An 11,792-nucleotide genomic window follows, 5' to 3' on the forward strand; every position below is an offset into this window, starting at 1 on the left:
TTGGTTATGTATTAGATCAAATTAACACAATATTTTTGTGGTAAATTCAACGTTTCGAAATCAGTATGATCCTGATAGATATCTTCAATACAAAAGCACACTTAGGGGATAAACAATGTTAGAAGCGGTATGGATAGGGTTTGCTTTCGTTGTTGGCCTAATGGTGCGTGCGGTGGGCTTGCCAACGTTAGTTGGCTACTTGGCTGCTGGTTTTGCGATAGCTGCGGTTTCCCCTTATTTGGACCTTCCCGATAATAGCCAAAACATTATTGACCATGTAGCGCATCTAGGGGTATTGCTGCTGTTATTTACTGTTGGTTTGAAATTGAATGTTCGCAGTTTAGCGAAGCCAGAAGTGCTCGGTGTCGGCTTAGTTCACTTCATTATTACGGTTGCCATTATGTTTATGGCAACTCGTTGGATTTTTGGCGTTGAATTCTACAATGCCATTTTACTGGCGATTGCCCTTGGGTTTTCAAGTACAGTACTCGCCGCTAAAGTTCTTGAGGGTAAACGCGAGCTGGGTGCTTTTCACGGCCGAGTGGCTATTGGCATTTTAATTGTCCAAGATCTTATCGCTCTGGTGGTAATGACAATTGCAAACGGCGAATTACCCTCAATTTGGGCACTTTCGGTGTTTGCCTTACCGTTGCTGAGGCCATTACTTTATAAACTGCTCGATGCCACCGGGCACGATGATTTATTGATCCTATTCGGCCTGTTGTTAGCACTTGTGATTGGCGGCTACGGTTTTGAGTTGGTGGGCTTGAGCTCAGAATTAGGCGCTTTGGCATTTGGCGCAGTGTTGGCAAAACATCCCAGAGCGGGTGAGCTTTCAAAAGCACTTTGGGGCATTAAAGAATTCTTCCTCGTTGGTTTCTTCCTAAGTATCGGTATGGGTGGCTTGCCCGATTTAAGTGATTGGGCTTTTGCGGGCTTTATGCTGTTATTGATACCGGTGAAGATCGCCTTATTTTTCTTCCTGCTAATTCTTTTCAAGCTACGAGCCCGAAGCTCCTTTTTAGCGGGTTTAAGTTTAGGTAACTACTCCGAATTTGGCTTAATTGTGGCCAGCGTGGTATTGCCGCAGTATTTGATTCCGCTGGCACTTCTGGTGGCACTTTCCTTTGTGATTTCAGCACCATTGAATGCCATGGCGCATACACTCTATGAGCGTTTTAGTGATTATTTGATCAAATATGAACGCAATACGCGGCATCCGGATGAGCAGCCAGTAGAGCTTGGCGATGCCGAGGTATTAGTTATGGGCATGGGGCGAACTGGCACTGCCGCCTATCGTTATCTGCAGCATAATCACCGAGTTGTAGCCATGGATGCCGACCCTGTTAAAGTTGAAAAACACAAGGGTGATAATCTCAACATTTTCTATGCAGATGCGGAAGATAGAATGTTTTGGCAAAGCCTTGATTATGGCGAGATAAAGGCCGCCATTTTATGCTTGAGCGATTGTGATGCGAATGTAACAGCGGTTACCAAGTTGCGTAAGTTTGGATTCACCGGATTAATTGTTGCTCACAGTTTGCACGATGATGAAGCGGAACGAGTTTTGAACGCGGGCGCTGATCAAGCTTACTTAACAATGTCAGAAGCTGGTGCTGGCTTAGCTGAGCACGTTCGGCAACGGTTGGAGAACTAACATGTTATTCTTTTTTCACGGCCTTGAAAGTGGCCCTCATGGCTCGAAATATCAACTGATTAAACGGGCGTTCCCCGAGCTCATTTCTCCTGATTTTCAGGGTATGGATTTGCCCCAACGCATAGAAAAAGCTACGGCAGAAACCGAGGGCCTCACTGGAGTAACCTTGGTGGGCTCCTCCTTCGGTGGGTTGCTGGCGGCGCGCTTGTATTCATTGTACCCAGAGCGTTTCAAAAGTTTGGTATTGTTAGCTCCCGCGGTACATACGGAAGAAGGCGATAAGGTGAGTGAGTTACCGCCAGCCTCACGCATTCGTGTTATTCATGGCAACGCTGATGAAGTAGTGCCCCATGCAAAAGTGGCGGCATTTTGTAAGCGTTTCGGCATCCCCCTAATCACAGTTGAAGATGAACATCGCTTATCTTCCGAAACCTCACAGCAAGCTATGCTCGCCGCACTCGATGAAGTGTATACCGGTGTTTAAGGCATTGGCGCCACCATAACTGAGCATTACTCGAACCATAAATACTGTGAATGGCTGAAATAGCCTTTATTATCCGCGTTGAAATTCATTTTTAAGTGAATTTGGCGTATAATTCGCCCGTTTTCAAATCGCCCACGCCGCTTTCATATCGAACCGAGCGGGGGCTTTTATTAAGAGGAATTATTTGTGTTAGAACAATACCGTGCACATGTGGCCGAACGCGCCGCGGAAGGAATTCCACCCAAGCCACTTTCTCCAGAGCAGGTTTCTGAATTAGTAGAGCTTTTGAAAAATCCACCTGCAGGTGAAGAAGATTTCTTACTTGAGCTGTTGAGTGAACGCGTGCCTCCTGGCGTAGATGAAGCCGCTTATGTGAAAGCGGGCTTCTTGGCAGCGATTACCAAAGGCGAAGTAACGAGCCCAGTTATTGATAAGCAACGTGCCGTAAAGCTTTTAGGCAACATGCACGGCGGTTACAACATTGTAACCTTAGTTGAGTTGCTTGATGATGCAGAACTTGCCGAGCTTGCCGGCGCCGAGCTAAAAGAAACGATTTTGATGTTTGATGCTTTCCATGATGTGGAAGAGCGCATGAAAAACGGCAACGCGGTAGCGAAAGATGTTGTGGAATCTTGGGCGAAAGCTGAATGGTTTACTAACCGCCCAGAAATGCCAGAAAAAATCACCACAACGGTATTTAAAGTTACTGGCGAAACTAACACTGATGATCTCTCACCGGCACCAGATGCATGGTCGCGCCCAGATATCCCATTACATGCCAAAGCCATGTATAAAATGCCACGCGAAGGCATTACGAATGCGGCAGAGCAAATTGAAGAACTGAAGCAAAAAGGCCACCCAATCTCTTTCGTCGGTGATGTGGTTGGTACCGGCTCTTCACGTAAATCAGCTACTAACTCGGTGCTTTGGTACATCGGTGAAGATATGCCAGGCACTCCGAACAAGCGCTCTGGTGGTATTTGCATTGGTGGTAAAGTGGCGCCAATTTTCTTCAACACCATGAAAGATACTGGAACCTTGGTATTTGAAGCGGATGTAGAGAAAATGAATATGGGTGATGTGATTCACATTTATCCATACGCTGGCAAGATCGAAAATGAAGCCGGTGAAGTGATTGCCGAATACGAATATGCTTCTGATGTGATTATCGATGAAGTACGCGCTGGTGGCCGTATTAATTTGATTATCGGCCGCGGCTTAACTACGAAAGCGCGCGAATCGCTTGGTTTAGGCCATCATGATTTATTCCGTGCACCAGAGCAGCCAAATGATACCGGTAAAGGGTACACCTTAGCTCAGAAGATGGTAGGAAAAGCATGTGGCATTGAAGGCGTGCGCCCTGGCACCTACTGTGAACCGCGCATGACAACCGTAGGCTCGCAAGATACTACCGGGCCGATGACTCGGGATGAGCTGAAAGATTTGGCATGCTTAGGGTTTAACTCTGATTTGGTAATGCAATCATTCTGCCACACGGCCGCATATCCGAAGCCAGTAGATATCGATACTCAGCACACTCTACCTGATTTCATTATGAACCGTGGCGGCGTATCGCTTCGCCCTGGCGATGGCATTATTCACAGCTGGTTAAACCGTATGTTGTTGCCAGATACCGTAGGTACGGGTGGCGATTCCCATACGCGTTTCCCATTGGGTATTTCGTTCCCTGCCGGTTCAGGCTTAGTAGCATTCGCGGCGGCTACCGGTGTAATGCCATTAGATATGCCAGAATCCGTATTGGTGCGCTTCAAAGGCAAAATGCAGCCGGGCGTTACCCTGCGTGATTTAGTACATGCCATTCCTTTATACGGTATCAAGCAAGGCCTACTTACGGTTGAAAAACGTGGTAAGAAAAATGCCTTCTCTGGCCGAATCCTAGAAATCGAAGGCCTAGATAACTTAACCGTTGAGCAGGCGTTTGAACTTTCTGATGCCTCAGCAGAGCGTTCAGCTGCCGGTTGTACTATTAAGCTTTCAGAAGAATCGATTGCTGAATATTTGCGTTCAAACATCACCATGCTTCGTTGGATGATTGCCGAAGGTTACGGCGATGTGCGCACGCTTGAGCGCCGCGCGAAGAAAATGGAAGAGTGGTTGGCGAATCCTGAATTAATGGAAGCCGACAAAGATGCAGAGTATGCCGAAGTTGTAGAAATCGATTTGAACGAAATCGTTGAACCAATTCTTTGCTGCCCGAACGATCCGGATGATGCAAAAACCTTATCCGATGTTGCCGGCAATAAAGTAGATGAAGTATTCATCGGCTCTTGCATGACCAACATTGGCCACTTCCGTGCGGCGGGTAAATTGCTTGAGCAAAACACTAAGCCACTGAACACGCAATTGTGGATCGCGCCACCAACGAAGATGGACGAAGCGCAATTGATGGAAGAAGGTTACTACAACATCTACGGCCGCAACGGTGTACGCACTGAAATGCCAGGTTGTTCATTGTGTATGGGTAACCAAGCGCGTGTGAAAGCAGGTGCAACGGTGCTTTCTACCTCTACGCGTAACTTCCCGAACCGTTTAGGTGATGGTGCGAACGTGTACTTGGCTTCTGCTGAACTTTCAGCAGTAGGCGCGATTTTGGGCAAAATCCCAACCCGTGAAGAGTATATGGAATACGCGCAAAACATCGATGCGATGGCGGGTGAAGTGTATAAGTATCTGAACTTCGATCAAATGCCTGATTTTATGGCTGCTGAACAAAAAGCAAAAGATACAATTATTCCAACCATCAGTGTTGCCTAAAGAATATTGTTTAAGGAATGCTGCGCAAGAAGTGTTGCTAAAGCAAAGCGATTAAGGCTGATGTAAATTTACATGAGTAAGAATAAAGCCCAGTACTTATTTAAGTGCTGGGCTTTTTATCTATTGGTACCCCGGTATATCGAATCGAATCAGAGGCGAATGCAATTGCCCGCGGGTTCGTTTTAGCCACACAAAGCAAGTTAGCCACTAGCCCGAGGCAGCTTCCGGTGTGCCCAGAGCTTGAAATGCTCGGCATTACTGATTACCGTCAGGTAACCTATAATAAATACAAAGTGTTATTTCGATTGGATGACAACAAGCAGGAGGCTTACGTGATGGCGTTTATGCGCCAGAATCAGAGCGCGCAACGGTTATTGATTGATTATGTAATCAAAGCGCCCACCTAACCATAAGCTGGAGAACACCATGCCCTCATTTGTGCAAAAGGCAGCCGTTGCTGCTATTACCGCCGGCCTAGCTGTAGCAGCCGCAATTACTCCAATCTACACCGCCACCGCCGCCGATAGAATTACCGGACATCACTTTGCCACCCGTTCGGAGGTAATGGCACCTGAAGCGATGGCAGCAACTAGCCAAGGGTTGGCTACTCAAGCCGCTTTAGATGTGATGAAGGCCGGTGGCAATGCCATTGATGCGGCTATTGCCGCAAACGCCGTGCTCGGCTTGGTTGAACCCACGGGCAACGGCATTGGTGGCGATCTGTATGCCATTATTTGGCATGCAGAAAGCGAGCAGCTATATGGGCTCAATGCATCTGGCCGCTCGCCAATGAGCCTTTCTTTAGATTATTTTCAAGAAAACGGTTACGAAAGTATTCCTGCTCGGGGCTTGTTGCCGCTCTCGGTGCCCGGCGCTGTTGATGGGTGGTTTGAAATGCATGAACGTTTCGGCTCAATGCCGATGCCGAATGTTCTAGCCCCGGCTATCCATTATGCCGAAAGCGGGTTTCCAGTAACTGAAGTAATTGCTTATTACTTTGAGCGCAACGCCGAAGTATTGCAGGATTTTCCAGGTTTTCGCGAAGTATTTATGAAAAGCGGCCATCCACCGCGTAAAGGCGAAATATTTCGTAATCCCGATTTAGCCAATACCTATAAGAAGCTAGCTAGCGATGGCAGAGATGCGTTCTACGAAGGTGAAATTGCTCGAACTATTGGTAACTTTGTGCAAGAACATGGTGGGTTTTTAAGCTACGAAGATCTAGCTGCGCATGAATCAGAGTGGGTGGAGCCGGTATCTACAAATTATCGTGGTTATGATTTGTGGGAATTGCCGCCAAATACGCAAGGTATTGCCGCGTTGCAAATTCTGAATATTCTCGAGCACTTTGATATTGCGAAAATGGGCTTCGATAGCCCGGAGTATATTCACCATTTTGTAGAAGCAAAAAAATTAGCCTTTGAAGACCGCGCGAAATTCTACTCCGATACGGCATTTAACGACATTCCAGTTGATTGGTTGATCTCCAAAGAATATGCCCAAGAGCGGGTGCAACTGATTAATCCAGAACGAGCTGGCCGCAGCTATGAGCCAGGTAACCCGCCCACAACCGGCGATACCATTTATCTCACCACCGCCGATAAATACGGCAATATGGTTTCGTTGATTCAGAGTAATTATCGCGGCATGGGCTCAGGCGTTACACCGGAAGGCTTGGGTTTTGTATTGCAGAATCGGGGTGAATTATTTGCTCTTGAAGAAGGCCATATGAACGTGTTTGAACCGGGTAAGCGTCCGTTCCAAACCATTATCCCAGCCTTTGTGACCAAAGATGGGAAGCCACTCATGAGTTATGGCGTGATGGGCGGCGCAACACAACCACAGATGCATGCCCAAATTCTGATTAACATGATCGATTTTGGCATGAACTTACAAGAAGCCGGTGATGCCCCGCGCATCTTACACACGGGATCAAGCCAACCTACTGGCGAAATCATGGTTGATGGCGGTGCCGTAAGTTTAGAAAATGGCTTTTCTGATCATACCCGGCGTGAGTTGATAAAAATGGGCCATCGCCTGCAAGAATCAGTTGGCCCCTATGGAGGTTATCAAGCCATTTGGTTTGATGCTGAGCAGGGAGTTTACATAGGCGCATCGGAAAGCCGCAAAGATGGATACGCGGCCGGTTATTAATATCTAAACGTCCGTTTTGATGGTGGTTAGCTCTGCATCAAGGCTGCTTGGTTGTGTTAGAGCGTGATGCTCACCGCAGCGAAGAGTGCGGTTACCGAATGTGGCGTAACTTTGCTCGATTCATGGCTGATTTTTTGCCAACATGGTGTGTGCTGAGTCGATAAGCAGCGATTGCCTGTGTGTATCGACGATGATCACCTAAGCTGATCACCGTAAATGAATACGGCGCGAAATTCTTTACACCCGTAATTAAAGATATGTTTTTGGAACTGTAAGTTTGCCGAACCGGTGATAACCATAAAAAAGATAAATGGGAATATTATGAACATACTAAAGAAAGGCGTGTTAGTGCTAACGCTTGCCACTCTGCCACTTGGGCTCATTTCCTATGCAAATACTGCACAAGCGAATGAAGAGCATCGCCGCAGCATCGATGTGGAATCCGTTGTGGTAACTGAACATCGCGCGCGGATTAACGGCTCGCGAATTGAATACAAAGCATATGCGGGCACAATGCCAGTATGGAATGATGAAGGCCATCCTACAGCAACGTTGCAATACACCTATTACGAACGCCAAGGTGTGAGTAATCAAGAAAAGCGGCCGTTATTGATTTCCTTTAACGGTGGCCCCGGCTCAGCATCGGTTTGGATGCACGTAGCCTATACCGGCCCGAAAACCTTGTTACTTGATGAGGAAGGTTTTCCAACCCAACCATATGGCGTGCAAGAAAACCCTTATTCAGTGCTCGATGTGGCCGATATTGTGTTTGTTAATCCGGTAAACACGGGGTATTCCCGAGTATTGCCTGGCCCTGATGGCAACATGCCTTCTCGTGCAGAACAGCAAAAAATGTTTTTTGGCGTGAATGAAGATATTCGCTATCTCTCTGAGTGGGTGAATACTTTTGTAACACGTTATGAGCGCTGGCGTTCGCCAAAGTTTTTAATTGGTGAAAGTTACGGTACTACCCGTGTAGCGGGCATGGCGCTGGCCTTGCAAAATAATCACTGGATGTATCTGAATGGTGTGATTTTGGTTTCGCCTACGGATATGGGAATCGATCGTGATGGCCCAGTTAAAGCAGCAAACCGCTTGCCCTATTTCGCAGCAGCGGCTTGGTATCACGATGCGCTTGATGAAGAACTGCAAAATGGCGATCTCTACGATTTATTGCCTGAAGTAGAGGCCTTTACCATAAATGAATATCTGCCGGCCCTAGCAAAAGGCGCTTGGCTTCCGGCTGCAGAAAAGCAAGCCATTGCTGAACAGGTGGCGCGTTTTTCTGGCCTTTCGGTTGAAGCGGTACTACGCAGTAATTTAGATGTTGATACGGCGTTTTTCTGGAAAGAGCTATTGCGCGATGAAGGCTATACCATTGGCCGCTTAGATTCACGCTATAAAGGCATCGATCGCAATGATGTGGGTGCCCGCCCTGATTTTAACTCAGAACTTACTTCGTGGTTACATTCGTTCACGCCAGCGATAAACTATTACTTACGTGAAGAGCTCGGCTTTGAAACCGATGTGAGCTACAACATGTTTGGCCCGGTGCACCCTTGGGATCGCAGTGGCAACAATACGGGTGAAAATCTCCGCCAAGCCATGGCACAGAACCCATTCTTAAATGTGCTTTATCAAGCGGGTTACTATGATGGCGCTACGAACTATTTCGATGCCAAATATAGTATGTGGCAAATGGATCCGAGTGGAAAAATGAAAGATCGCTTGTTCTTTGAAGGCTATCGGAGCGGACATATGATGTATCTTCGCCGCCATGATCTTGAGCTTTCGAATGAGCATTTACGCGAGTTCATTTTAAACGCGTTACCTGCGGAAGGCACACCTGCTAAATATTAATTTGCGGGTGGTTTCGTAAGGATTTGAACGCTATTAAGGATTTGAACGCTATTAAGGATTTGAACGCTATTAAGGTTTTGAATGCTAGTGAGGATTTGCATTCTAGATAAAGGAACCGCAGATAGATGAAACCCGTGCCTCGATGGTGTAGCATCGTTGCACGGGTTTTTTATTGCACGCGCTCGCAGAAACGTGTTTTATGGATACGTGCACTTATTATACGGCCGATTTTGGTTAACGAGAGAAAACAGATGCAAGCAATTTCAGCGCGGGTAGCACCGCAACGTTGGTATCGGGGTATACAGGGGCAGCTGGCTCGATTAGCAGTGAGCGGTGTGTTGCCAATTCGTTGGGCGTATCCAAAACCACAGAAAGAATATGCTGGGAAAACCGGTAAGCTCCATTTAGAAATTGTTAGCCATTGTTGGCAGTATGCGCATTTGCAAGCCTATCAGTTGAGTTCGCTGGCGCAATATGCGCCAAAAGATATTAGCGTTACTATGACAGTGTATTACAGCGAGGAAGATGATAAATCTTCTGAGTTACTCGAGTTTTTTGCGCAACAAAAGGTTGAAAATGTTCAGTGGCAATGGCGTGCAATGCCAAAAGAACAATTATTTCGCCGCGGTATTGGCCGCAATCATGCGGCCTTGAATAGTAACGCTGATTGGGTATGGTTTACCGATTGTGATGTGGTGTTCCATGAAGGCGCGCTTGATAAGCTGGCAGCTGAGCTACAAGGTTGCCGCGAACCTTTGGTTTACCCACACGAAGAACGGGTTACTTCACTCTTGGCAGAGGATGATCCGCTACTGCAAAAGGCAGCAAAGCCGCAAGTGGTGAGTTTAGATGGCACCGAATTTATTACCAAAACACTTACGAAAGCTACTGGGCCGATGCAAATTACGCATGGTGATGTGGCCCGTGAAATGGGCTATTGTGCTGCCATGTCGGTATATCAAACCCCCGCGGAAAGCTGGCAGAAATGCTATGAGGATCGCGCCTTCCGTTGGCTATTAAAAAGCCAAGGTAAAGCAATAACAGTGCCCGGTGTTTATCGGATTCGCCATATTTTTAAAGGCCGATATACAGGCTCACAAACGAACACATCGGTAAGAAGCGCGATTCGGCAAATACAAACTTGGTGGCGTGATCGCAAAGATAAAGCTTAGTGTTCAACCTAAATAAAGGTATAACTAACGTGTAGCCTTTGCATATTCGGGCACTCGTTTTCATTCTCAGGGAAGTTCATCAATATGGGCCAAATCATTCGTGCACAATCGGGAGTTTGCGCAGAAGCCAGTTTGCATGGCTTAGTTTTGCTATTGCATGTTGTGTCTGAAGATGTAGCCAAGATTCGGCACAAGCTGGCGCGATATCCCGAGCAAGTAGGAAGCCTTGAGGATCGTTTCTCCGAGAGTATGTTGAGTGTTGTGTTGGCCATTGGCGAGCCTTATTGGGATGTGCTCTCGCCCGATGAACGGCCTGATGCCCTGAAAAGCATTCCAGATTATGCGCGTAGTGAGCACCCACTACCGATAACTCCTTATGATATTGCGATTGTTATTCGCTCAGATCGAGTGGATGCCAACTATTTAGCTGGTTTACACCTAGTTCAGTGGCTGGGAGATTTAGTAACACTAGCAGAACAAAATCAACCATTCCGTTGTTTAGATGGCCGTGATTTGTTTGGCTTTAAATATACCAATGAGAGCATTGCCGGCGCGATGAGGCGGCAACGGGCGCTCATCACAGAAGAGAACGATCCAACATTTGCCGGCGGCAGCCATTTTTGGTTATTGCAAAGTAAGCTCGATGTGCAGCGTTTCCACCTGCTAACTCAAGCCGAGCAGGAGCGCATTATGGGGCGAGAAAAAGTATCAGGCCGGCGGTTAAAAACAACTCAGAGCGCAACGCACGCAGATAAAACTGCGGGTGATATTTGGCGCTTGCATATGCCCTATGGTTCGCTATTAAGGCCGCAAGAAGTGAGCTTATTATTTTCCAATCAGGTGAATTTACTGGATTTATGGATTCGCAATCGATTTTTAGCTGATGACGATGGGCAAAGCGATCCGTTGCTTGAATATGTGCATGTTGAGCATGCCAGCGCCTATTTTATTCCTGCGCTAAATTGGTTTAACCGGCTTTAATTCTAGGCTTTTCATTTAGTGCTTATAACCTAATGCCCCTAAGCCTATGCTCCCAAATTCATGCTCCCAACTTAATGCTTCTAGTTCAGCCCATGCAAAAGCTTATAGTTGAAGATATTGACGTTTAGTGATTTTCAAACAAACGCTGAATATTCGCTAAGGTTTCATCGATGTTGCTCACTTTTACCGGTGCAATGAAAATTGTATCATCACCGGCAATCGTGCCGAGCACACCCTCTTTCTTACCCACTGAATCAAGCAGGCGAGCGATAAGTTGAGCAGCCCCCGGCGTAGTGCGGATAATCACCATAACATCGTTGTGCTCAACATCGAGTACGAGCTGGCGCACAGAGCTGCGAGCCGACGGCATAGAAAGTTCAGGTGGTAAACAATACACCATATCTTCCCGGGCATTGCGCGCACGCACAGCACCAAATTTACTCAACATGCGCGATACTTTCGATTGATTCATACCATTAAAGCCACGTTCTTGCAGCGCTTCAACGATTTCCGCTTGCGATGAGTAAGATTCTTCTTTTAATAATTCGCGAAATGCTTCAATGAGCAAATCTTGCTGTAAAGAGGCCATACGATCGTCTAATTGTTTACCAAGATTAAGAGATAGATAGTGTATCGGAAATTTACAACAACACCTAGTTTTGTAAATAAATGCCCCCATATAGAAAAGCAGTTAAACGAGCGTTTTATT

At 46.8% G+C, this 11,792-nt stretch carries 9 protein-coding genes; 8 read left to right on the plus strand and 1 reads right to left on the minus strand.

Features of this window, described 5'->3' with window-relative positions; translation table 11 throughout:
• Positions 1-115: 115 nt before the first annotated feature.
• The 8 genes from CWE08_RS02680 to CWE08_RS02715 all read left to right on the plus strand — a co-directional run bounded on the left by CWE08_RS02680 (position 116) and on the right by CWE08_RS02715 (position 11,083).
• Positions 116-1,657 carry a cation:proton antiporter family protein gene (locus CWE08_RS02680; RefSeq protein WP_126765330.1) on the plus strand — a complete coding sequence of 514 codons (1,542 nt, stop codon included), beginning with the start codon at positions 116-118 and terminating at the stop codon, positions 1,655-1,657.
• Position 1,658: 1 nt separating this feature from the next.
• Positions 1,659-2,141: an alpha/beta hydrolase gene (locus CWE08_RS02685; RefSeq protein WP_126765332.1), complete on the plus strand. Its 483-nt coding sequence runs from the start codon at positions 1,659-1,661 to the stop codon at positions 2,139-2,141.
• A 186-nt stretch (positions 2,142-2,327) separates the two neighbouring features.
• A complete protein-coding gene (gene acnB, locus CWE08_RS02690; RefSeq protein ID WP_126765334.1) occupies positions 2,328-4,916 on the plus strand; it encodes a bifunctional aconitate hydratase 2/2-methylisocitrate dehydratase in 2,589 nt (862 codons plus the stop codon).
• A gap of 104 nt (positions 4,917-5,020) precedes the next feature.
• Complete coding sequence (locus tag CWE08_RS02695) at positions 5,021-5,323, plus strand: hypothetical protein (RefSeq protein ID WP_126765336.1); 303 nt, start codon at positions 5,021-5,023, stop codon at positions 5,321-5,323.
• Between the two features lie 19 nt (positions 5,324-5,342).
• A complete protein-coding gene (gene ggt, locus CWE08_RS02700; RefSeq protein WP_241973810.1) occupies positions 5,343-7,070 on the plus strand; it encodes a gamma-glutamyltransferase in 1,728 nt (575 codons plus the stop codon).
• 321 nt (positions 7,071-7,391) lie between these two features.
• Complete coding sequence (locus tag CWE08_RS02705; RefSeq protein ID WP_126765338.1) at positions 7,392-8,930, plus strand: S10 family peptidase; 1,539 nt, start codon at positions 7,392-7,394, stop codon at positions 8,928-8,930.
• Between the two features lie 251 nt (positions 8,931-9,181).
• Positions 9,182-10,102: a glycosyltransferase family A protein gene (locus CWE08_RS02710; RefSeq protein WP_126765340.1), complete on the plus strand. Its 921-nt coding sequence runs from the start codon at positions 9,182-9,184 to the stop codon at positions 10,100-10,102.
• A gap of 84 nt (positions 10,103-10,186) precedes the next feature.
• Complete coding sequence (locus tag CWE08_RS02715; protein WP_126765342.1) at positions 10,187-11,083, plus strand: Dyp-type peroxidase; 897 nt, start codon at positions 10,187-10,189, stop codon at positions 11,081-11,083.
• 124 nt (positions 11,084-11,207) lie between these two features.
• On the opposite strand, the gene argR is transcribed toward CWE08_RS02715, so the two are convergent.
• Entirely contained in the window at positions 11,208-11,672 is a 465-nt protein-coding gene (gene argR, locus CWE08_RS02720; RefSeq protein ID WP_126765344.1) for a transcriptional regulator ArgR, read from the minus strand.
• Positions 11,673-11,792 lie beyond the last annotated feature (120 nt).

The organism is Aliidiomarina iranensis (assembly GCF_003987135.1).
Taxonomy (GTDB): domain Bacteria; phylum Pseudomonadota; class Gammaproteobacteria; order Enterobacterales; family Alteromonadaceae; genus Aliidiomarina; species Aliidiomarina iranensis.